This is a genomic window from Chryseobacterium sp. SIMBA_028 (genome assembly GCF_046535285.1).
GTDB lineage: Bacteria > Bacteroidota > Bacteroidia > Flavobacteriales > Weeksellaceae > Chryseobacterium.
In genome coordinates, this window is record NZ_JAWRWZ010000006.1 from 25,812 (window position 1) to 48,956 (window position 23,145).

Annotated in this window: 28 protein-coding genes; 9 read left to right on the plus strand and 19 right to left on the minus strand. The window is 31.4% G+C overall.

The genetic code is table 11. The features are described from left to right. Window positions 1-10: 10 nt before the first annotated feature. The 6 genes from SCA31_RS09160 to SCA31_RS09185 form a co-directional block, all read right to left on the minus strand. Window positions 11-289, minus strand: a complete 279-nt coding sequence (locus SCA31_RS09160; protein WP_410696638.1) for a hypothetical protein — start codon at window positions 287-289, stop codon at window positions 11-13. 48 nt (window positions 290-337) lie between these two features. Next, window positions 338-763, minus strand: coding sequence for a DUF1801 domain-containing protein (locus SCA31_RS09165; protein ID WP_410696639.1), 426 nt, complete (start codon window positions 761-763; stop codon window positions 338-340). 22 nt (window positions 764-785) lie between these two features. After that, entirely contained in the window at window positions 786-2,156 is a 1,371-nt protein-coding gene (locus SCA31_RS09170) for a hypothetical protein (RefSeq protein ID WP_410696640.1), read from the minus strand. A 58-nt stretch (window positions 2,157-2,214) separates the two neighbouring features. Continuing rightward, a complete protein-coding gene (locus tag SCA31_RS09175) occupies window positions 2,215-2,820 on the minus strand; it encodes a hypothetical protein (RefSeq protein WP_410696641.1) in 606 nt (201 codons plus the stop codon). 110 nt (window positions 2,821-2,930) lie between these two features. Further along, complete coding sequence (locus SCA31_RS09180; protein ID WP_410696642.1) at window positions 2,931-3,491, minus strand: SHOCT domain-containing protein; 561 nt, start codon at window positions 3,489-3,491, stop codon at window positions 2,931-2,933. A 136-nt stretch (window positions 3,492-3,627) separates the two neighbouring features. Further along, complete coding sequence (locus tag SCA31_RS09185) at window positions 3,628-3,777, minus strand: hypothetical protein (protein ID WP_410696643.1); 150 nt, start codon at window positions 3,775-3,777, stop codon at window positions 3,628-3,630. A 208-nt stretch (window positions 3,778-3,985) separates the two neighbouring features. Between SCA31_RS09185 and SCA31_RS09190 the strand changes: the two genes are divergently transcribed. Both SCA31_RS09190 and SCA31_RS09195 read left to right on the plus strand, forming a co-directional pair. Further along, a complete protein-coding gene (locus SCA31_RS09190; protein ID WP_410696644.1) occupies window positions 3,986-5,308 on the plus strand; it encodes a hypothetical protein in 1,323 nt (440 codons plus the stop codon). A 24-nt stretch (window positions 5,309-5,332) separates the two neighbouring features. Then, entirely contained in the window at window positions 5,333-5,887 is a 555-nt protein-coding gene (locus SCA31_RS09195; RefSeq protein ID WP_410696645.1) for a DUF6705 family protein, read from the plus strand. 51 nt (window positions 5,888-5,938) lie between these two features. Here SCA31_RS09195 and SCA31_RS09200 read toward each other — a convergent pair whose 3' ends face one another. The 5 genes from SCA31_RS09200 to SCA31_RS09220 all read right to left on the minus strand — a co-directional run bounded on the left by SCA31_RS09200 (window position 5,939) and on the right by SCA31_RS09220 (window position 9,850). Beyond that, on the minus strand, window positions 5,939-6,190 hold the full coding sequence (locus tag SCA31_RS09200) for an NUDIX hydrolase (RefSeq protein ID WP_410696646.1): 252 nt from the start codon (window positions 6,188-6,190) through the stop codon (window positions 5,939-5,941). 296 nt (window positions 6,191-6,486) lie between these two features. Then, window positions 6,487-6,987 carry a DUF2004 domain-containing protein gene (locus tag SCA31_RS09205; RefSeq protein WP_410696648.1) on the minus strand — a complete coding sequence of 167 codons (501 nt, stop codon included), beginning with the start codon at window positions 6,985-6,987 and terminating at the stop codon, window positions 6,487-6,489. Between the two features lie 483 nt (window positions 6,988-7,470). Continuing rightward, complete coding sequence (locus tag SCA31_RS09210) at window positions 7,471-8,130, minus strand: DUF2461 domain-containing protein (protein WP_410696649.1); 660 nt, start codon at window positions 8,128-8,130, stop codon at window positions 7,471-7,473. Between the two features lie 228 nt (window positions 8,131-8,358). Then, window positions 8,359-9,012, minus strand: coding sequence for a DUF4919 domain-containing protein (locus tag SCA31_RS09215; RefSeq protein WP_410696650.1), 654 nt, complete (start codon window positions 9,010-9,012; stop codon window positions 8,359-8,361). A 157-nt stretch (window positions 9,013-9,169) separates the two neighbouring features. Further along, the gene (locus SCA31_RS09220) at window positions 9,170-9,850 is read right to left on the minus strand and encodes a hypothetical protein (RefSeq protein ID WP_410696651.1); all 681 of its coding nucleotides are present in this window, start codon (window positions 9,848-9,850) and stop codon (window positions 9,170-9,172) included. A 475-nt stretch (window positions 9,851-10,325) separates the two neighbouring features. Here SCA31_RS09220 and SCA31_RS09225 point away from each other — a divergent pair, with 475 nt between their 5' ends. The 5 genes from SCA31_RS09225 (at window position 10,326) to SCA31_RS09245 (ending at window position 14,024) form a co-directional block, all read left to right on the plus strand. Beyond that, a complete protein-coding gene (locus SCA31_RS09225; protein ID WP_410696652.1) occupies window positions 10,326-10,514 on the plus strand; it encodes a hypothetical protein in 189 nt (62 codons plus the stop codon). 69 nt (window positions 10,515-10,583) lie between these two features. After that, the gene (locus SCA31_RS09230; protein ID WP_410696654.1) at window positions 10,584-11,036 is read left to right on the plus strand and encodes a hypothetical protein; all 453 of its coding nucleotides are present in this window, start codon (window positions 10,584-10,586) and stop codon (window positions 11,034-11,036) included. Window positions 11,037-11,046: 10 nt separating this feature from the next. Further along, window positions 11,047-12,018 (plus strand): hypothetical protein, encoded by a 972-nt coding sequence (locus SCA31_RS09235; RefSeq protein WP_410696655.1) that lies wholly within the window; start codon window positions 11,047-11,049, stop codon window positions 12,016-12,018. Window positions 12,019-12,193: 175 nt separating this feature from the next. After that, the gene (gene gwsS / locus SCA31_RS09240; protein ID WP_410696917.1) at window positions 12,194-13,222 is read left to right on the plus strand and encodes a grasp-with-spasm system SPASM domain peptide maturase; all 1,029 of its coding nucleotides are present in this window, start codon (window positions 12,194-12,196) and stop codon (window positions 13,220-13,222) included. Continuing rightward, the gene (locus tag SCA31_RS09245) at window positions 13,206-14,024 is read left to right on the plus strand and encodes a GLPGLI family protein (protein WP_410696656.1); all 819 of its coding nucleotides are present in this window, start codon (window positions 13,206-13,208) and stop codon (window positions 14,022-14,024) included. The genes gwsS and SCA31_RS09245 overlap by 17 nt, the downstream gene beginning before the upstream one ends. 303 nt (window positions 14,025-14,327) lie before the next feature. Here SCA31_RS09245 and SCA31_RS09250 read toward each other — a convergent pair whose 3' ends face one another. The 3 genes from SCA31_RS09250 to SCA31_RS09260 form a co-directional block, all read right to left on the minus strand. Further along, window positions 14,328-14,675 carry a hypothetical protein gene (locus SCA31_RS09250; RefSeq protein ID WP_410696657.1) on the minus strand — a complete coding sequence of 116 codons (348 nt, stop codon included), beginning with the start codon at window positions 14,673-14,675 and terminating at the stop codon, window positions 14,328-14,330. Window positions 14,676-14,754: 79 nt separating this feature from the next. Beyond that, on the minus strand, window positions 14,755-15,141 hold the full coding sequence (locus SCA31_RS09255; RefSeq protein WP_410696658.1) for an SMI1/KNR4 family protein: 387 nt from the start codon (window positions 15,139-15,141) through the stop codon (window positions 14,755-14,757). 124 nt (window positions 15,142-15,265) lie between these two features. Next, a complete protein-coding gene (locus tag SCA31_RS09260) occupies window positions 15,266-15,790 on the minus strand; it encodes a hypothetical protein (RefSeq protein WP_410696660.1) in 525 nt (174 codons plus the stop codon). A 679-nt stretch (window positions 15,791-16,469) separates the two neighbouring features. Between SCA31_RS09260 and SCA31_RS09265 the strand changes: the two genes are divergently transcribed. After that, complete coding sequence (locus SCA31_RS09265; protein WP_410696661.1) at window positions 16,470-16,727, plus strand: XRE family transcriptional regulator; 258 nt, start codon at window positions 16,470-16,472, stop codon at window positions 16,725-16,727. Between the two features lie 163 nt (window positions 16,728-16,890). Next, window positions 16,891-17,181 (plus strand): helix-turn-helix domain-containing protein, encoded by a 291-nt coding sequence (locus SCA31_RS09270; RefSeq protein WP_410696663.1) that lies wholly within the window; start codon window positions 16,891-16,893, stop codon window positions 17,179-17,181. A gap of 47 nt (window positions 17,182-17,228) precedes the next feature. Here SCA31_RS09270 and SCA31_RS09275 read toward each other — a convergent pair whose 3' ends face one another. The 5 genes from SCA31_RS09275 to SCA31_RS09295 form a co-directional block, all read right to left on the minus strand. Further along, entirely contained in the window at window positions 17,229-18,038 is an 810-nt protein-coding gene (locus SCA31_RS09275; protein WP_410696664.1) for a hypothetical protein, read from the minus strand. Window positions 18,039-18,288: 250 nt separating this feature from the next. Beyond that, window positions 18,289-20,034, minus strand: a complete 1,746-nt coding sequence (locus SCA31_RS09280) for a hypothetical protein (protein ID WP_410696666.1) — start codon at window positions 20,032-20,034, stop codon at window positions 18,289-18,291. Between the two features lie 267 nt (window positions 20,035-20,301). Then, on the minus strand, window positions 20,302-20,907 hold the full coding sequence (locus SCA31_RS09285; RefSeq protein WP_410696668.1) for an REP-associated tyrosine transposase: 606 nt from the start codon (window positions 20,905-20,907) through the stop codon (window positions 20,302-20,304). A gap of 307 nt (window positions 20,908-21,214) precedes the next feature. After that, entirely contained in the window at window positions 21,215-21,838 is a 624-nt protein-coding gene (locus SCA31_RS09290) for a DUF6037 family protein (RefSeq protein WP_410696669.1), read from the minus strand. A gap of 291 nt (window positions 21,839-22,129) precedes the next feature. Continuing rightward, window positions 22,130-23,086, minus strand: a complete 957-nt coding sequence (locus SCA31_RS09295; RefSeq protein ID WP_410696670.1) for a hypothetical protein — start codon at window positions 23,084-23,086, stop codon at window positions 22,130-22,132. Between the last annotated feature and the right edge of the window lie 59 nt (window positions 23,087-23,145).

Consider the following 23,145-nt stretch of genomic DNA (forward strand, 5'->3'; position numbering starts at 1 on the left):
TTTAGTTTTTTTATTGAAGTTGTAATCTTATCCAGTTAAGGATAAAAAGTAAAATAAATATTCCTGTTATGTAGAACTGTACTTTATTGACTTTTTTAGGGCCAAATTTCCAGACACAAATTCTGTCCAATATAATGATTATTATCACAGGAATCAGCCCAAATAATGTATAAATTCCTGCCAGTCCATCCACCGCAGAAACACTATTGAATGCAATAACGGCAAAGATCAATCCGATAAGAACCGTTAATAGGCCTAAAATAAAAAATAAAGTAAGTTTTTTTGCCATTGTAATGAATGGATTATCCCATCTTTTGTTAGAAAATTAGTTTTAAAATTAAGGTTTTTGTTCAACTCCATATTGTATGGCTGCTTCAAGTACCTCAATGTTGATATCTTTCAACGCCTTGAACTTGATGCAATATCCGGTCACGCTTGCTTTGCCTATTTTTTCTCCAAAAGTTTTGGACAGATAGGTTTTGTCATCAATACCCATAATGTAGACAGAGATTCCAGTTGTATTGGCACTCATTCCTATTTGATAAAACTCCTTGGTGGTTCCATCAGCATAGAGGATGGTGTAAAGTCCATAACCTATATTGGGATTGGAAACCGTTTTGTTTTCACTGTTTTTACCATCCAGAAACCATAATTGGCATGCCGGCATGAGTTCCAGAATCATGTGATGCAGCTTTTGCAGGTCTATACATTTGGACTCAGGCTGGCTGGCAATGTATTCTTTAATTTGTTCCTGGATGTTCATATTTTATCAATGGATAGGTTTTCTATTTGAAATTTGCAAAAAGAGTTTGAAGACTTGATTTCTGTTGATTAATGATCAAAAGCTGGCTGTTGTCATCCAAAAGAATTTTGTACTGGAACTCTTGGTCAGGCGTAAATTTCCATTGCTTTAATTCCTTGAACTGATTCTTAATTAACTTAAGTTTTTCGTTATTATTTTGTGATACAATAATAATCTTTGTGAGAGGTGTTTTTTTCATTTTTTCAATACTGGCTGCAGAAATTTCAGTCTCAGCTTCCTCGCTTGAACGGGCGGGATACATTTGGCCTATGGTATTAAAATCCTTTTTATTTTCAGACAGGATATATCTGTAAGTCATGATATGGTCAAGTTCATTAATCCATCCAGGGAAGTTTTCCTCATAAAGCCTGATATAGGTATCTACAAAATTTTTATCCATAGGTTTCTTTTGAGCAATATATTCCTTTACCACCGGATATATTTTCTTTGCCATCAGATCGATGTATTTGCTGTTATACCAATCATAGGTTTCTGCCTTTCCATTTAAACTCTCGTAGACATATCCGTTTCCTAAAGCGGTTGCCAGAGCCTCATTCAGTAATTGATAGGCATAGCTGCTATATTTTGATGGATTCTTTTTGAAATTTTGAGCAATATCATTTTTCACGGTAAGAGACTGTTCATCATAAAGAATATGATAGGTCTCATGCAGCATAACACTGAACAGATCTTTATAATCTCTCAGGTTCGTTTGAACGGCACTTATAAAATTGTTATAAAAAGCCTGCGCCGTAAAGCCTGTTGAATTGGGCAAAGGATACAATGCAATTTCAAAAGGGATAGTAGGATCCCAGCTTGAATTATAAAAAATCAAACCTGTCTGAAAATAAGACTCCATATTTTTTTCACCGGAATATTTGCTGATAGCCTTCAGTTGGGTTTCAAATTTTTCTTTATTAGGAATATAAATGAGTTCATTATAAATAGGGGTGAATGCTGAAATAATTTCAGTAAGACTATGTACGGTTGCATTGGGAAGAATTCCAATGGAGCGAAGTTTAAAATCACTTATATTATTGGTCTCAATAAGATTTTTTTTCAAAATATCTCTGGACTGCATCGGTATCTTTGAGCCATAAGGATATTCAGTAAACGAATAACTGTAGTCGATAGGCAATTTATCAAAGTTTGAAATAAGATCCTTGTATTTTTGAGTATTATATTTTGATTGATTGAATTCTGTTTTGAAAACGTTTTTCGGATAGTTGTCAGAAAGATTTTGTATAAAAACAAAAACGGCCAGTTGCTCAGAATATTTAATATTGAAATTCATTTTCTGCCCAAATGCCCCAAAAGACAGCAAAAAGAATAATGCGACAAGTTTTTGTTTCATGGTGTTCGTGGTTAATGGCTTATGTTTTTTAGGTAAGTCTATTTTTTTCAAATATAGTCTAACTTTTATTTCGAAATAATAATAGCTCCGTATCGGATAATGTTTTGTGTTCGAAGCCAAGCTCTTCCCAGATAGTCATCAATTTTTCTTTAGCTTTATGATCCTCAGATACAACAACGGTGTGGGCTGTATCTATCCATTCCTTTTTAAGAATCAGGTCAAATTCTTTATCTAATCTTCTGGCTCCTGTTAAAATTGACAGAAAATCTACCTCTTCTGAATTGATATAATTTCGGCGAATAATTCGGTTTTTAATTTTCTCTGTCAGGGATTTTGAATAGGCTAGGTCCTCTCCACTATTTTCAAATAGATCCATCAGATAATGATGATTGAGCAGTCGTTCTTTAGTTTCATCTGTTTCAAAAAGCTGAGAGATCTCTTCACTAAACCAATCCCGGGAACCTAAAACCTTATATTCGTTTTTTACTTTATCATATACCACAGGACCGTACCCGATGATATGTCCTCTTTCATCGTCAATAGCATATCTTTTATGCTTCCAAAAGAATATGACACTATCTTGAGTGTCGAAATATTCACGAATTTCAAAATCAGGGCTTATTTCTTTTTCAATAAGTTCCTGAACATAATTCAAATCAATCATGGTGTTTTTACAATGAGTATTCAAATGTATATAATTATCGAGATATTCTACCATGATTGTGTTGGATAAATAAAAAACCGCTCTGCAAAGCAAAACGGTGATGTCAGTATTTATTTTTCAGACATTATCTTATCTTTTTCCTTTTGGAATTCTTCTTCAGATAAAACTCCGGAGTCTTTTAGGTCTTTAATTTTTTTCAGTTTATCATATTTTGTTTCCGAATTAATATTTTGAGATTTCTCTTTGGGTAAAAATTCATCGGGAATAATCAGCTCACCAGATTTAATTGCATTTTCAAGATCTATTTCATAGTTCATAATTCCGTTTCCAATTTTAGCATAATAGACAAAACCATTTTTTTTGTTTCCTCTTGTCATGATTTTTCTCACTTTAAAAGTGAGTCCTGAATTACTTCTTCTAAAAGAATTGGCCTGATTGGCCAGCCCCTGATAACCCGTCGTTGAAGAATAGTTGAACATCGAAGAAGCATTGGTCCGGATAAATTTAAAATCGCCGTCGTTCATAGAGCCTGTTCCTATTTTTAAGTCAAGGCCTTCATATACTTTGAAGCCTGTTGAAGTGGTGAGGGTATCATTTTCAAATTTTGGAACGATTTGAGGATAAAAAATTCCAGAGATTAAAAGGGAAAAAATTAATAGTACTTGTTTCATTGTTTTATTTTTAATGATCAAAAATTGAAAACCAAAAGTAAAACAAGTGGTAAGGAGAACCTTACGGGAATCCTTATCAGGAGGGATATTCTATAATTAATACGGTTTTTTTGATTCAGAGGCGGAATGATATCAATTAATCCAATACATTATTCTGATGTATATCAAATATTATTTTATCAACCTCAGATACCTTCTCCTTGTCCGAATAGGTAAGCCATTTCATTTCTTCAATTTCAGAACTTGCTTTTAATTCTTCAGAATATTCTCCCGAGTAGCAGATCATTTTTACAATGACACCATTTGCTTGTCCGTGGGCTTAGGCTTCAAAAGTTACAATATGTACACTTTGTACACAATTGTGTGCAATTTGCATATTATGTGTAATTATAGGTTTCCATAGTGCAGGACTCCATAAATGATTTACTTTTATCCTGTGATAGAAATCACACAAAAAAGAATTAATTATTATATTTACAAAAACACAAATGCTTATGAAGACAAATCTAGTCTACGGACTGTTATTGTTAAGCATGCTTACTGTTTCCCTCAATTCTTGCAGGACAGATGAGATGCTGACAAGCACAGAACAAACGCAAAAGGAGAAAATTGCCTTTTTTGAACGCTTTGAAAAGGAAAAAAGCCTTTCCAAAAATGCAACATCCAACAACTATGCATTACCCTTTGGAAACTCCATGCTTGCCTATTTTGAGAAGTATCCCGAAAAGAGAACAGAACTTGAAAACAAGTATGGAACGGTGGATTTAAGGGTTTCCTCTCAGGATATAGGAGGAGATGAGGTAGATAACAGGAAGCTTCTATTTTTTCCGATGCTCAAGGATGGAAAAGTAACGGCCGTAATAGCCGGAGTAATTAATGCAGAAAGAGACTATCTCTATTTTGATGTTCACCAAAGCACACATCCCGATGTTTTTTATCTTATTGATACATTTCAAGACTACTATGACACCAAGACAGTTTCCAGAAATAGCAATAATCCTATTGATGTGGGAGAAGTGATCATCAGAGTAACAAGACCGGTAAGGCTGACGATGTATGACGGATGGGGCGGAAATGGGGGTCCTGGCAATGGCGGACATGACATGGGTGGTGGCCCTGGTGATTATGGAGGGGGCTCAAGTTCAAATACACCTAACAACTCCAATACAGAACCATGTAGTAGTATAAAATCAGCTCAAGCTGATACAAAATATATTGCAAAATTTGATTCACTTAATAAAAAATCAGTTTTTGAAATGGATAAGGAAAGAGGGTTTTATGAAATCCAACCTCCTAAAGGAACACCTGCATCTTCAGGATTTGTTCAAATTGATGGACCTCCAGGAAGTACGGGGCTACATCTTCCTGACAATACAGATCGTATATCAGGCCTATTCCACTCTCACAATAATAAGGAAGGAAGTATAAAAATATTTTCTCCAACTGATGTAAGAACTTTTATCAATACATTCCTTAAAAATGCAAGAGAATATGGAGGGGGCTATGGTAATGCATATTCCACTGTTGTCACTTCTCAAGGAAGCTATACACTTAAATATACAGGAGCCACCCATCCTGGAGGTGTAGATTACAACACTCTCACTACCTGGAATACATGGTATGAAAAAGCAATGAATGAAGTTAGAAATGAAGATGGAGAATTTCCTCAAAATAAGGTGGAAGATGTTTTTTCACGATTTTTGCAAGAAGTTGTAGCTAAGATAGGGTTGGAAGTATTTAAAGTAACAGAAAAAACAGCTGCTCAATTAAAATATGATCCAAACTCTAAAAAGTCAGAGTCAATACCTTGTAAATAATTTAAACAATAAAAACTAAGAAAAATGTTAAAAAAAATAAGTTTATTAATAATATTATTTATCGTTACAAGTAGCTATGCACAAGTTTTCCCTTTAACAGCATCCGAACTTCCTCAAAACTCATATAGGAAAGATACACAAAATCAACTTACATCTTTTGAAGGAAATTGGAAAGGTACATGGAATGGTAAAACTTTTCTTATTAATTTTAAAAAGTTGACTAATGTTTATGATAATTCCTTAAAAATTTGGAGTGATCATTTAATAGGAAAATTTCAAGTTAAAGATTCTTCAGGAAATGTTTTATTTGATAATTTATCAATATCTGATATTGATGCTAAAATAGTTGGTGGAAAAATTTTTTCATCTGGTGTTTACTCTTTAATATATGCAGATCCCGAATTATGTAATAAAGGAGGGTTTTTAAAAATTAACTTTGTAGATTCAACAAAAATGCAATTGAGGTTAAAATTTGCAGAACTGAGCAATTTAATTGAATCAGATTGTTTTTATCATGGTAAACCAGCTGATCAAAGACCGGAACCCATTCCAAAAGACATCGTTCTAACCAAACAATAATTAATTTTAAATACATAAAAAAGCGTTCAATTAGAGCGTTTTTTTATACAGTTAGCTTATGATACCATCTGCATGTCCGTGGGCTTCGGGCTCAAAAGTTCCAATATAATGCAATGCTTTGCTGTCAATTGTGATATTTAATTCTTCCCATATTTCACGAACTAGAGCTTGTTCATTTGTTTCTCCTGTTTCTCTTTTACCTCCGGGAATATAATATTTCTCTTTTCTGTAGCTTTTTGTGGAGAGAATGGATTTGTCCTTTAATTCTATCCAGGCGAGTTTATCAATGATTGTTTTGCACATTGTAGGCATTTTAGTCACTATCAAGAAAAATTTATTTTTATTTTTTAAGGTATTAGTTATAGTTCTTTAGCTGTCCATTTTTTATTAAAGTGTTTTGCTATTTCTTTGCTATTACTTAATTCCTTTTTAATAATCTTTAATAGTTGATGATACTCAACTTCCCAGTCAGTATTTATTGAAATTTTCTAAATAAAGAAGTTATTTTTAGGAGCCCATAAAAACCGCTCTGTTTTTCAAAGCGGTTTAGCATGATAAATATCTTTAAAAATTATTTATAGACATCAATAGGGGAGTACTTAGCTTTCCATTGCCATATAATCCAATTGCCCGTTTTGATCTGTATTGATGACAACCAGATAATTGGTGATCTCTTTTCCGATGGAATAATCCAAAATAGCAAAGCCCTCTTCATTGTCGGGATAAAGCCCGATTCTAACTAATTCTAATTTTGTTAAAAGCTGTTGCTCTGGTTCAACGGTTACATCATCAAAGTTGATAAGCGTTGATAGTTCGTCCTGCTCCACTTCTTCAAGGTGGTGTTCCAAATAAAATTTTACAGTGTCACCCTCTTCATTGTGATAATCTTCCAGTAGGTAGCTTTTAGCTAGTTTATTATTTGTTTCAATGTTTTCAAGATAGTTTTTTACCTGATCCAGCTTTGCTGCATCTGTATTTTTACTTTCAAAATTTAAATCTACTTGAATTTCATTTCCATTGAAATCAATATTAACATCATAATATTCTTCTACGTTATCTGTTGAAAGCTGCCCAAAATAGGGTAATAGGTATTCTGCCATGATTATTTTTTAAATTTATTTTTAGGTTTATTTTTTGTGTTTTGCTGTGGTGTAGTACAATGTCAAAATATTTCCGAATACTTCCATATGGTCAAATTGATAGTCTGGAATTACAGCAGTTAAGTTGTTCTTCCGAAAGTCAAACGGAACTGTCAGCACTTTCTTTTGTCCATACAGTGGTCCAAAAGCTAAGGTGCAAAATGTAAGTATTGTCAGAGTCTTGATTATATAGTCACTAACGGGAAAAGTATTGGTGAAATACAGGTTAGGTTTAACTGAAATTTTCATTCAGAAAGAATACCGTAAAGTGCTTCTTCAATGAAATAAATGCACAAAAAAGACAAATTGAAAAGTGTTTTTGAATGTTAATTGTTGATGCTTTTTAAGTCCTTTGTTCGAAGTTTCCTGACTTAAATTTTTGTATTACCCAGAGTCACAAAACTTGTTCACTGAAAAAAGTTTTTCACCCAGAGGGCTTTGGTTTTAAAACACAGGTTCCCCATTGAGATCCGTCGTCAGCACGTCAGTCATATAATCAAAAAAGGGACGCATAGCCAGTAAGGTGAGAAGAACTTCCTTTTGAAAACTGTCAGAGAAAACCTCCTTATCAGTAAATTTTCTCATCACGACGAATTGCTTTTTTCTGATTAAATCTATGGCCGGATGATTTTTATCAAAACCTCGTGGAGCCGTTTTTACGGAATCTCCTTTAAGCGCTCCAAAATACTTCACAAAGATTTCGTCGGAGGTGATTTTTTCGATTTCTGTGGTATTGAGTTCAAATTCTTTACGGATGCGGAGTAGGTCCTTGGCTTCAGGTCCCCAAAATCCGCCTCCTACAAAACTGTTGCCGGGTTCCAGCTGAATATAATATCCACCTCTCAACATTGGCTTAGAACGAGAATATCCCACTCCAAAATTGGTTTTGTAGGGGGTCTGATCCTTGGAAAAACGAACATCTCTGTAAATTCTGAAAATATGAATTCCTTTTAACTTGTCATATTCCTGAAGCTCAGTAAAGATCTGATTAAAAAAAACTTTGTTGTCTTTTACTACCGAATCATATTCTGACTTATGCTTGGAAAACCACTCGCGATTGTTGTTTTCTTTTAAATGATTAAGGAATTCAAATGTTTTTTTCATGTGGGTATAATGATATTTTATGGTTTAGGGCTGTGGGACGAATCTGTTTCGATCTTTTATAATTTATTTTTCTTTAATTCCTGTTCGCTAAAATGTACGGTGAGATGATCTGTCCAATAATTATTGTTTCCATCTTCATTAATCTCAAAAGGAAAATAAATTTTTCATAGTTACATTTTGTTTTGATTAAAGAAAAATAGTTTGTACAGCTTTTAGGAGGAGGAGTTGCTATAGAAAATATCCGCCAACTAATTTTACAAATACTTCTCTATTGCCAATTCTATAAACTGTTAGAACACTTCCATCTGAAAGTTGTTTCATTTTTTGGCTAAATTCTGCTCTCGGTCCAGATTTTGCCAATTTGTCAAGTTGCTGTAAGACTTCTCCAGGTGTTAAAACGCAAATTGCCGTTTCTTCACTTTTTCCATCTCCACTTTTTTCTATTGTTTGAATGATTAAATCCTTTTGTTTAGAACACAGTTCTTTCTTTTGATTTTCATCAAGTGCCCTATAAATATTCATCATATCATCCAATAAATTTCTATTGAGAGGATTAATTGAATATTTTGATTCTGCTTCAGAAACCATTTTTTCGGCTTTACTTTTTGACAATCTTTTTTGAGTTGGTTTCCAGAACGTGCCGGATTCGCTATTATAATTTCCAATGGTGTAATCAATTTTTACAAATTTACTTCCGTAATAAAGTTGATTCAATTGTGCCTGTGTTAATTCAGACGGATTTACTTTGAATGTATCTAAAAGTTTATAAAAATTTTCCTGCGGATTTTCGGTGACATTCTTTTTAATAAGATCAGTATTTATCTGTGTATAGAATACCTGAAAAATTAAAACTAAAATACCTGAAATGATATATTTTCTCATTGATTTTTATAATTTGAATTGAACGATTGCTTGTCAGGCTATTTTTAATACCGGAAGAAGTATTGACGAAGTGTCGGAAACAGGGTGTTTATTAATACGTTTTTTGTTTAAGACACGATAGAGCATGATGCTCACACTAAAGTAGAGGAATTTAGCATTATGATTTATTCTTTTTCATTAGCTTTTTATATCTTTTATATTCAGAATAATTATTCTTATTTATTAGTTTTAAGGCATTCCAAGAAACACCATCTTTTGTCCAGCTAAAATAGGGGATTTCTTTTGTGAATTTTTTGCTATTTTGCTGATAATCTATTATCTCATCAATTTTAATTACAAAATAATTAATAACATTTGATTCTACAAATTTCTGTTGAGAAGTTGGTGTCCAGTAATGTTTGTAAGAATAATTATTCCCGTTTTTTAATTCAAATTTATAGGTAATTCCATCAAAACCAAAAGCCCAATCTTTAATTTGTTTATCAGTTGGAATTTCATGAATTTTTAATGATATTATAAGATTTTTTATTTCATTAACCTGTTTATCGGTTAAATCAAATTCTTTAATAAATGTTTTTCCAGTTTTTTTACCCTCCCAAATCTCATCAGCATACATTAGGTATTTATTGGATTTGCTAGAAAGCTCTAAATAATATTTATCTGAACTAAACCTGCAAAAGTCTTTCTTTTCTGTAGGCTTGATAAGCCTTAATTTTTCGATGATTGGTTTTTCATACTTATAGTAATATAGAGTATCAATGTCTTTTGTCAATTCATATTGTTGTGCAAAAAGACTCAACGAAAAGAATGAAAAAACTATAAAAAGTATTGATCTCATTTTATTTTGAAGATAATAGATGATTATGAGGTTAGCTATATTCTGATAAACTTAATTTATTTTATTTGCACAAAGTTGGGAGATTTTGCGCCCCGCTGCCGTACGAATCCTTTCGTGTGGTTTTAGTATTATAAATTAAACATTTTAATAATATGATCTAAAAGCCAAAGCCAAGAGATATAATTGGGTGGTAGCGAGGGAAGTAAAGCAATTGCCTACGAGTGGCAGATCGATTACAACAGTAGTCATCCACATAAATCTTTAAATGGATGAGTCCTAGGCTATGTGATAAAGAATCTTTGAGCAATTAGAATGTATTTTATATTTATTACCTGTTTGAAGATTGAGAAGTCTTCAAGTAGGATTGTAAATATCTATATAACAAACATTTAACATGATAGATTTTTCACACATTGTTAGAGTTATTAAATTTAAATTTATTATTTTTAAAATCTAAATTTTAAAAATTTCAATTATGAGAAAAGAAAAATCTTTTAAGAAACTTGAAGCAAAAGGATTAGGTAATTTTACAAAAACCTTTGGTAAAAATGTATTTGGTGGACAAGGGGCTCCTACAAGATCAATTAAAGAAATTATAGTTAAAGCACCTCATTTAAGTGATGATGAAGCGCCAATTGACCAAACAAATGATGGACCTTATTAATTTATAAAAATTTTTCTTAAATTAACTACCTCAGATTAATCTGAGGTAGTTATATCTTATTTTAAATATATGTATAAATTAATAATTGCAATATGTGTTCTTTTTTTATACAGCTGTGGAGCCAATAAGTATAGTTCACTATCTAAATACAATTCACTTGAGAGAGAGGGAGATTATTATCGTTTTAAAAACGATTCCCTAAATGTAACCATGTTGATATTTGGAGGCTTTGATATGGCACAAAATAAAAGAGAATTTGATTCTATTAAGAAAGGACTTCACCAACCTGTAAATAAGTACAAAGGAGATAAATTATTTTATCTACAAAATTCAACATATAAAACATATGATTGTGCATTGTTGGTTGAAAATAAAGTACTTCCTGAAAAATTAAAAGAATCAAACAAAGTCATTACTAAAACAATTCACTGTGGTAATTCTATATTATCATTTAAAATATCTAAAACGACATTTGATGAAACAGTTGAGTTCTATTTTAAAGATTTCAAATGTCTGAAATAATGAGGTTTTTATGATTCTAATTATATCGAAATCAGATGATACCCCAACTGAACAAGTTGCGAATTGGCTGAAAGTATACAAAGTACCTTTTTTTCTTCTAAATGATAATATTTATGATGTTTTAAAAATTAATTTTAACAGTGGAGAAATATTTATCGGTGAATACCCTATTGATGTTTTTAAGGTGGTCTGGTTCCGAAAATTCCCTTATGCTCTGCGGGAAAATCAAAAAAAAGATATTAGAAATAATTTGTATTTTTCACTTGTAGAATATAATTTAATTGAAGCCAGAGCATTGCGGGAATACCTTCTGTTTGAACTAAAAAAGAGGAATGTAGTTTGGCTGACTAATCCGCTTTCTATGACCGAAAATAAACTTATCCAAATGCAGGCGGCTAAGGCTTGTGGGCTTTTAGTACCTGAAACTTTTATTGTGAATAATAAAAAATCAGTTGCAACACTTGCCGAATTAGGAAAAGAACTTATTACAAAGCCAATTGAAAACTGTGTTAATTTTAGAGCTAATAATCGGATTATTACGATGCAGACTACTACAGTAAATGATAGACTGGATGTTGTTCCTGATTATTTTAGACCTGCTCTCGTACAGGCAAAAATTGAAAGGCAATTTGAAATTCGGGTATTTTACTTGTTAGGGAAATTCTTTTCAACCAAAATAATTACCAATGATAATGAAACAGTAGATCATCGCATTTCAGTGGCTAATGATGACTGCCGTTTTGAAATTTACAGGCTTCCTGAAGATATAGAAAAAAAACTGCATCAGCTATTGGATACTCTTCAATTGAATTGCGCTTCCGTTGACCTAATCTTCAATAATCGGAATGAACATTATTTTTTAGAAGTAAATCCGGTTGGTCAGTTTACATACCATTCTGTATTTAACAATACCTATTTAGAAATTGAAATTGCACTTGCACTTAAAAAATTATTAAAAGAATGCAGCATAAAAAATATATAAATTTCATTCATTTTCTGCTGGATGATGAATTTTCAGGAACTCTAAAGAAATTCATTTCGGAAAAAGAACCACACAGGGTTATTTCTCATAAATATAATTCTATAGATTATAAGGTGAAGGTATATGATAAAGTATGCACACCGTTTATAGATTTAAAATTATTTGAAAAATGAAAATGTATTTTGAATTGTATCAGGACTGTTTCATCGTTAAAGGAGCAAAAAACATTCTATTGAGCGATGTTCATTTTAATAAAATTCTTGATATAACAGAGTTTTATGAAATTTTTGACGGAAAGCATTATTTTCTCATAGAAGATAATCTTTCAGAAATAACTTCTTTTTTAATAACTGAAAGATTCGGAAATCTTACCGAAAATATTACCCCTGAGAATTTCCGGAAAAAATTTAAATGGAGGTCACCTAACAAAATTAACGAGGTAATTATTGAGCATAAATTAAAAGATAATTTTGATACAGCAGGTGCCTATAGAATGATAGAAGAATTATCAGCTAGTTTTATACAGATCAGATTCTTAGAATATTCAATGGCTAAAATAGATGAAATTTTATCTTTTATAGAATTTTCTTCTATCCAAACAGTTGAAATACTTATTCCTTTTAATGGGATACCTCAGGATTTGACTATCATTAAAAAATTGGAAATAAATCCTAGAGTAAAAACGGTTTATTTTTATAATGCTCCGGAAAATAGATCAATTGTTAATGATGATAAATTATTCACTATCATTTATTACGAAAAAAATATTATAGACCCAAAGTATTGTGGTATTATTCAGGAGGATTATTTTCTGAATGATATAAATAATATATCTAAAAGTAAGGCTGTTAATAACTGCCTTTATGGTAAGTTATTTATCTCCTCAAATGGAGATTTAAAAAACTGTCCTTCAGCAGACAAAATTATTAACAATATAGATAAAACTTCAATCTCTTCTTTAACTGAGGAAATAAAAAAGGAAAAAGAACGGTTTATCACCAAGGATCAGATCGAGGTTTGTAAAGATTGTGAATATAGATATTTTTGTACAGATTGCCGGATGTTTAGAGAAAGTCCAGAAAATATTTTCTCTAAACCTTTAAAATGTGGTTATGATCCCTATAAAGGGATCTGGGAAGACTGGAGTACTAATCCTTTAAAATTAAAAGCTATTAAATATTATGAACTTGAAAACCTTAACTAATATTGTATTTTTAGTTTTTGCAATTCAACTGGGAAAAGCTCAGAAGATAAGAATAACATATCAACTTAAATATAAAACAGATTCTCTACAGACGGTAAATAAAGAAAATTCGATGTTGCTGGATATTTACGATTTGAATGTTTCCAGATTTTACTCTGAGAAATTATATAAAAGTGATTCTATTCGTAAAAATGGTGTTTCTGGGCAATATTATTCTTTGGACTTTAATTATGCGGTAACAAGAAATAAGAATTATTTGAAAAAATATTACCGAATATTAACTGATGTATATGAAATTACAGAGGAAATCCCCACATTAGAATGGAAAATAAGCTTAGACAAAAAAAAGATAGGTGATTATGAATGTCAAAGTGCAACATTGAAATATAAAAATAGACAATGGACGGCATGGTTTACACAAGATATTCCTATTCCTGAAGGCCCTTCTTTTTTTAAAGGATTACCCGGCTTAATCGTTTGGGTATATGATGATAAGAGAAACTATGATTTTTTCTTAAAAAAACTGACTAAAGACTTTTACGACCCTTACCAAAGTGTAGATTTTAAATCTGAAAATATTGTTAAAATAAACAAAGACCAACTTAATCAAATTTATATTAATTATTATCTGGATCCCTATAAGGAGGCGAAAATGGGAAATATTAAAATGAGCTTTGTTGATGAAAAAGGAAATGAAATTAAAAATATTAATTGGAATGAACTGTCAAAAAATAAGCAGCAAGAAATAAAAAGGAACAATAATCCTATTGAATTATCTAATGTCATAAAATATCCAAATTGAGTGATCTCTCCTGATTATGCTTTTGTAAACTTCTAAAATTAAATATATTTGAAATCAGATACCTTTTTTTAATAGCTATGAAATATTCAATTGTATTTTTATAATTAATTGTTACTAATCCCTGTTGGCTAGTTAATTGTATTTTAATTCAATAAATAGTAATTTAAAATTTAACTGATTAATAAATTATATAACTGCCGCACGAATTCTTTCGTATGGTTAAGTATTATAAATTAAACATTCTAATAATATACTCTAAAAGTCCAGGCCAAACAATACAATCGTGCAGTCGCGAGCGGGAACCTAAAGCGCACTATTGATCATTTTTCCAAAAAACTTTTCTCTAGCATTGATATTTTCCATGTTTTCATTTTTGATGGTCCAGGCGATTTCGAACAACCCCGCTATGTTTGACATGGCGACAGATCGGGTAGGATCTTCCGGATGACAAAAAAAATGAGCCTGCTCAGAAACTACATGGCCCTTACCACTAACCGTTAAGGTTACCCAAACTATAGACTTCGCATCAGCACCGGACATTCCTGCGTCCGTGTCCCATTTCCATCTTTGATTGTCGGTTGCGCCAACCAGAATTTTTTGATGATCTATATCAATCCAGTTCACCACAAGATGTGTAATTTCTTCTTTCATTTCTTCTTTACTTTAAAACTTAAAGCCCAAGTCATACGATACAATAGTGCGGTAGCGAGTGGCAGGAAGCTGGATGATCTTAATATAAAATGTCTGCATCCGAGTTGATCAGAAATAGGGCTTCAAGAAAAGTCTCTGCTATCAACTCAGGTGCTGCACCGGAATTTTTGAATACTCCTTTTTGTCCTTTCACAAACCCAATGTGATGTGAATTGATTAAATAGTCCGCAAACACGATGAAGTTCTTGTTGCTTTCGTTAGGATACGCTTCCAGAATTCTCGTCAATGGCCAAACCGAAAACATATTCTTTGTCCAGTCCCAATCTGCAAAACCATCCAGTTTTAAATAAAACTGTTTACAATCGTTTGGGAACTGAAAGTCAATCATTTCCTCTGTTGCTTTAATTGAATCTATTGTTGCAGGTGGGCTGAGTTTGATATTTTGGTCAGCCCATAATTTTATCATATCAGTAAACATGGGTAGTTGTACTATTTCGTCTGACTTCCAAATTTAAGCATTACATCATTATCCTACTGATGCAATGGGCGTAATATTGTTTTTAATTTGTAAAATTTTATAAAAACTTACTTTATTTTTTCTTTCTCCTTTCAAGAATAAGGTGCGCTGCATCCAGCATTTTAATCAGGTGGATGTACGGATTTATGATATTTCTTTCCGGAAGATTGTCATACACTCCCAAGGAGAAATAAACCATTCCGGACATAAAATAATCAAATTCCTTGACGCTGTATTCCTTGAATGCTTTTTTGAATACCAACAGAGGATTGTGGTATTCTTTCTCCGAAAGCAAACCCAGTAGCAGGGGAGTGGTTTTTTTCAACTGGATAGGGATACGCCTTTTCTTTTTCTTCAGCGTTATGAGATAACCTGCACGCACAAACGACTGCATCGACTGGCGAAAGTGAACGATGGCGGACGGATCTTCCTTGATCCAGGTATTTCTCTTTACGGCGTAACTCATAATGCGGTTTAACCGCTCTTTAGAGGCTGCCAGATCATTAAACTGAAAAAATATTTCCATGAACTGTACTCCGGAGTGCTTTGTTCTCCCTGCCCAACATTGGGCTTCAAAGGGGATTTTAGTTTTTTTCATGCATTTGTATTTTATAATTAAATACTTCTATAAGGATCGGATCATTTCTTTTCATTAGGAATGGGCGGTATTGAGTGCAGTGGTGTATGCATCATGGAAAATTCATGATACCAGTGCAAGCTGAGCTTTGTTTTAGTCTTTCTCTAGCTAAATACTATTTGTTTTTTTACCCGATTTTTTATGGGTTGTAAAAAGGGAGGAAGTTCAGCATTGGCAGAACTTCCCGCCCTACAAGACAAAAAATAAAAACTTATGATAAAATTTGTGTTTTTCAGAAAGCCCTAAGGCCGCAACGGATTGTACACTCCATTGTAACGCGTCATGATACTTGATGTGGGAAAGCAGGCTTAGAAAAAGATGATTGTAGAAAAGCTGAACAGCATGAAAATAAAAACGGCATGAGACTCTACAATATCCGACTTGAGGTACTGGTATACCTGTACACAGATAAGAGAGCTCACGCCTAGGTCGTGAGCTGTTTACTTATCCTCTCGTGTACTTTTAAATTACCAGTTTTCAAGTCGAGACTCTAAGCAATAGCTTCTATTGTTCGTTGAAGTATCGCAAAATTACTCTAATGAGTAATCTTTTCCAAATATAATAAAAATATCTATATGTTACCGAATTCGGTAATGATAATTTATACTAATAATTCCAATTTGCACTAAACAGTGCGATTATGAACGAGTTTAAGACTGATGAAATCAAAAGAATGGTCTCAGAAAAAATAAAAGAAATAAAAGGAGATACTCCTTATTCTAAGGTTTCTGAAAGATGTAATGTTACGACTGCAAGAATTAGTGATGTTGCTAATAACAAGATTGATTGTCAACTCAGTACTTTCATTGAAATTGCAACCGGACTAAGAATACATCCTAAGGAATTATTTGATATTGTTTTTGATTTTGAAGAATACTATTCTGAATTAGATAAATAAAAACATACTCCTAAGTCTTTAGACTTGGGAGTATGTTTTATAAGGACGTTTTAAAGTTAAGATTACTTGTGAAGAAAGGGCTTCTACAAATACAATAATATTTTCAATATATAAGGACTATAGTCCTTAGTTTTTTATTTTGTTTTTGGCTCACTTTGTCATTATGCATGATTCTTTAGACGAAATAGAGCGATATATAATTTTGAAAGTGAAAGAAGTAAGAGAACAGCGAGGCATTAGCCAGACTTCTCTTTCTTTAGCTATTGGTAAGAGCACAAGTTATATTTCAGATGTTGAAGCACATTCTAAAACAGCGAAATATAATATCAAAAGCTTAAACTTAATATCAAAAGCTCTGGGGTGTTCTCCAAAAGATTTTTGGCCAGAACAACCGATTTTGGAAGAGAAGTACGAATTCGTAAAAGAAATAGAAATAAAGAGAAAATCTAACTAAGCATAATAGTTAAAAGATGTTGTGATGCTGGGGGAAGTTATTGACTGCTATAATTGGTTTCTTAAAAATTTAAGGAATTGTTCATCTTCTTCATTTAAGTCATTAAGGTTCCAAAGTTTAACTATTGATAATACCATATCTGCAATAAATAAACTAATGTAATTTAGAGAGATAAACATAAACATTATTTCAAATTCTCCATGATCCTTATTAATTTTTGAAGAGGCTAAATTTTTAATTGCAGTTGGAGAAGAATGTATATGAGTCGAAAATATTTTATAATATGCTTTGAATATTTTTAAATCAATATGTCTTTTAGTTATGATTTCAAACTGTGTATCAATAGTACTTTTATTACCATTTATAATTTGCTTTTTTGTATTGTTGTCTAATAATTCAAAATTAGGATTATTTTTAATTTCAATTAATTGTTTTTCTTCTTTTTCTTTAAAGTATTTTTCATTTTCTTCTGTATAGAGCAATGAATTGTAGATTATTTGTGATGAAAGAGTATCATGATATTCAAGAACTGTGAGTTTTAAATCCATGTATTCATTTGTCGAGTAATCATCAATTAAATACCAATAAACATTACAAGTTTCAAGCTGATTTCTTAATAAAGAATAAGTGGCTGATAAGTCAAGTGAGTCTGAATAATTTTCGATACCATTCAAACCTCCATTAATAAGATTTATAATAGTCATATTCGTATTTAGAACTTTAGCCAAATAATAAGTTGATTTGGTTTTTCTTTCGTCTTTTTCAAAAAGACCATCAAATTTATAGGAAATGGAAGCTCCAATTGTTGTTAGTCTTTCAAACATTTCAAATGGAGATGTTGTTTCGTAGTCTTTCATATGGCTAAAGATAAGATAAGTGGAATATAGTTTAATTCAAGTTTATTTCAGACTAAACAAAGGTTTATTTTTTGAGATTATTTAAAATAACTCTGAAGTTTTAAGTTTAGCAATATTTTTAAAGAGATTGTTTTTATTTTATAGCCACAAAGTCAGGAAACTTAATGTAGTGGGGATTTAATTTCGTTTTCTTAAACTTCTAAAATACTGTAAGGCTAATTTAGTTTAGTAGGGACAAAACTATTTTTATTTATTGGAAAACTTCTCTAATCATGTTTTTGATAGTTAGGTTTTCCAATTTATTGGTAATTGGTGTAACATTATCAGTATGGTCTTTCCAATGCATTCCCTCATTATATACAATCCCTAATAAATAGTGAGTTTCAGGTGAAGAAATTCCTATAGAGAGTGCGTAATCTAACTTTTCTCTAGTTTTCCATGTATTCAAAAATGTTTGTTGGAATGTTGAAGCAGTTATTTTACTATATGCTATTTCTTCAATTTTTATTCTTACAGCTCCACAAACTGCAAATGGGCAATATTGCCTATTATTTAAATAGTTTGATACTTCTTGGTTCAAAAATGTTTGAAAATTATTATTTTCTCCCCATAACTCGCTTAATCCTAAACTTCTGAATTCTGGTCTCTTGCTTATGTGATTAGGGTGATAGTGTAAAAGATATTTTGAAACATCATCTTTAATTAAAATATCATTTCTTTTACGTAAAAGATTAATTAGGTTTTGATTAATTGTAGCTGATGATTTGTTAAGAAAATATATTTTTTGATCACTAAAGGCATAATTTTTAAAATAAAGAGGATTTAGATGAGTTAGGATTATAGGGTAAATTCTTCTATTTAAATTCTTAAACTCTTTTATAAATAATGTTATATAATATTGAGCCGCAATTAAGTTAGCACCATCTAAATAATCAAATACCTCATCAATTATTAAAATATTTGAAGCTTTTTTTAAACTTCTTTGAGCTTTGAAAAGCATGGAAACAAATGTCAATATATCCCTTTGTCCATTTGATATGTCAATAGCTTTAGGAAACTTTATAATCAATTGACCACTGGTCTGACTGCTCCTAATTTCTTTCCATGTGCAGTTTAAATGTGATAATGTAGTATCAAATCTTGATTTTTCCAAAAGATAATTTGAATAATTACAAGCATTTTTAAAAAGTTCTCTATTTTCATTAAATAACCAAATACATTGTATCGCTACCAAATATGATTTTATTTCTGAATTATTTCCTAATCCTAAATCAAAATCATTTATTATTGATGCAATTGTGTTTAGATGTGGTATTTGTTGTAGATTAGATAATAAATTGGAGTTAGCCCAATTTAATAAACTATCTACAGTCATATTTGATGGGTTTCCATTAATTTGGCTGATAACATCATCAATTCTAGCTTGAAAAGTTGATCCGTTTGCCCTTTCCAATGCTAAGTAATTTTCACTAATTTTTTCAATTAAAATTTTATTTTGAAATAGTGATGAAGCATTTGGTAATATTTTCGAATTTACTCCAAATTTTTGTTTGTAACTTCTATGGTGATATTGAAAAGAGATATTTGATGGTATATTATCGATTAACACTACATTATTAATATCTAAAACAGCAGTTGCTCTTCCTCCATATTGGCTTCCAATACCTCTGGGTTTTAGTTGGTTATTTATTACAAAATAATCAATTTGTGGATATATTGTATTTGTATTTGCTGTTGCTTCTAAATTGAGTACCGAGCCATCTATAGTTTGGTACTCAATTGAAATTTTTGGCTGTAGTAATATATTATTCTTGTGTAAGTCATCTTCATTTAATTTTATTCTTCGCTGATTCATAGATTTAAATGCAAGAGCAAAAGAACTTTTTCCAAACCCATTCGGGGCAACAAGAATACTGGGTTTATTAGGTGTAATATCTAAATCAAAAGTATTATTTGAAATCCCTTTGATATTCTCAATTATAATTTTTTTTATCATGTTTATTTAGTTTGCTAACTAATTGAAAGTTAGATATAAAGGGTTAATTAATAATTTTTCACTAAGTTAAAATCTTTTGTTATAATTTGATTATGGGAAACCATAAAAACAAAAAAGCGCCCTACAAAAGCAGAATGGTTAGTATATTATATTACCTCGGTCGCTGACCGTTACATCATTCCTGGCATTCCACCACCCATTGGCATAGCTGGTTCTGTGCTCTTGACTTCCCCGCTGCGCAAAGTCTCCCGACTTTGAGCACTTATTTCATTCATCATAATTATTATATTTCCAAAATTCATTTTTCTTAGTAGGATCTATGACTGGATTTTCAGCAATCTCAACCTCAAGTAATCCTTTTCCAAAAACATAATTACCAGCTGAAGAATAAAAATAATGATATCCTCTTTCAACAAATCCAGCCCTTACAGGATTGAGATGGATATAATTTAACTTATCCCAAATAAAATGTAATGTAAATATTTCCTCAGCATGATTCCCATATTGCCAAAATTGATAGCACTTATTTCTAGTATGCGTTTCGATTGCTTTTGAGAATCTCTCTAACATCCACTCTTTTCTACTTTCAGGTTCACTTTTGATTTTTTCCAGGATATTTTTGGCGGTAAATTTTTTAAAGTCTCTTAATAAATCTGATAAATTATGACTTTTTGATTGTACTATTAAATGAATGTGATTAGTCATGATGACATAGCCGTACACTATCATTCCTTTATTTTTGATACAATATTTTAGCGCTTCTATAACGATATCTCTATAGGTTTTTCGGGAAAAAACATCAATCCAATCTATAACTGTACAAGTAATAAAATGAGGTTTATCCTGATCTCTTATAATATAACCCTCTTTCATTGTGTTTGTTTTATTCTAAATATATAAATTTTAGAATAACTATTCAAGGTCTTACTATACAAATAAAGTCAACCTCTAAAGATTGACTTTGTTATATTACTAGCTCAAAGTCGGGAGACTTTGCGCAGCGGGGATGACAGGAGAATAATATTTCCTTACGGAAAACCATAAAAGGCCCCGATACCGTGAATACTTTCGTGTGGTCTAAGTATTACAAATTAAACATTTTAATAACATCATCTAAAAGCCAAAGCTACACGATAGAATCGTACGGTAGTGACGGTAATAGTTTACATTACCTGGCAATCTATCTTCTTTGCCCAAAATTCAAAAGTATTTCTTCATCAGTTTTTTCTTTTTCTTGATGTAAAGAATAGCAAAAGCTAATTGTACGTTCTTCTTTAAATCGTGCATATAATGTAGATCTTAATAATTGAGTTTTATTATCGTTGAACGGAGATCTTTTTTCATTATCAGGATTTCGTTTTACGGTATAACAGTATATTTTATCAGGATCCTCACTGTCACTTTTAGATAGTGAAGAAACCATTAATTTCTTTATATAGTCTGGTTGATTGGGGTTTACATGAGTTGGAATAAAACTGGAAAAGTGTAGATAAAACTGATGTAAAATTTCTCCTAGATTTGGTGCATAGCTAATATTGAAAAACTCCCTTAATGTTTGAGGGTCAATCATGATATGATTTGAATTGGCCGGAACTACTAAAGTATTGCTGGAGTCATTGGCATTTATAAATTCAAGCTTTAAAAGTGCATATTCGGGCCTTTTTTCATCTTCAACATACAACTTAACAAGAACTATGTAACTTTCACTTTTATAATTGAATGTAAAGGCTTCAATAACCCAGCCTTTGTCTTCCATATCTTCTTTAAGTAATTTCAGATTTTGTAAAATATGTGCACTTTTCATATGATAAACATTTTAGAAATAAAACTTTTTAATATACTCTTTGCTAAATTAAAATATTAAAATATGATTTCCTTACGGGAAACCGTATTTAAGTGAGAACCACAAAAAAACCGCCCTATAAAAATAGAGCGGTCTTACTATACAAATAAAGTCAACCTCTAAAGATTGACTTTGTTATATTACTAGCTCAAAGTCGGGAGACTTTGCGCAGCGGGGGAATTTTTTGCGAACTGTAAACGTGGATTTACTACAAACTTCGCCATCTTGCCAAACGCCTGTTGTGTGATGTTTTTATTTTTCCAATGTTTCTAGTAGCCAATTCAGGCAAACTTCGGAATCCATAATTGACCAAGAATGTGGATTTTTCGTTCCGTCTAATCGAACTCCTTTTCCTTGACTAACGATTACTCTGGCGTTTTCATTTCCCATTATTTTTAATTGGTTGATCATTGAGATGATATCAATTCCATTCCAATCATGTAAGTCACGATGTCTTTGATTAATTAACCAATCTGTATCCAAATCAGTGAACATTAAAAGAGGTATTTTTTTTAAATACTTTGCGTTTCCGCCCTCTTTTGCTCCGTAAGAATAAATAGAATTTTCCAGATATTTTTCCGGAAATTGATCTGGAGATCCTCCATAAATACTGTCCCAATTATTCTTTATCCATTTTGCTTCATCTACTGCAGGTTGATAAATATTTCTTTCGATTTCTCTTTCGCAATATTTGTAAAATCTGGCTTGGTCTAAAGGGGCATCTAATGCAAAAACTCCTTTTGGTATTAGAAAAAACTTTTCCGGATTTTTAGTTGCCTTTTCAGCGTAGGTTAAAGAAATCATTGCACCACTTGAAAGGCCTCCGATTATAAATTTATCTTTCGGTGCTTTATGCTTTGCAACAATTTCACTGAAAATTTTATCAAGTAATTTGAATTCTGCTTCTCGATTATCTGTTCCCCAATTGATTGATGGAACAATGACCATAATTCCTTTTTCAACTGCTATTTTTGGCAGAGTTATTTGTTTTAATGTATTTTCAACGAGTTCTCCACCAGAAGGAATAATCACTAAAACACCTTTAATACTAATTTTTGGTACATATTTATAATAAAATAATTCTGTAGAATCATCATCATTAATGTACAGGTCGGAATCATCTGTTTTTGAAACAGATAGTTTTTGAAATTCTTGTGCTTTACAAGATAAAAGATTAAAAAATAGAGCAAAAATTAATATGTTTTTCATTTTTAGTTTTTTTCGGTCAAAATATCGTACAACATCCAAATTTACGCATTGCGCTAATA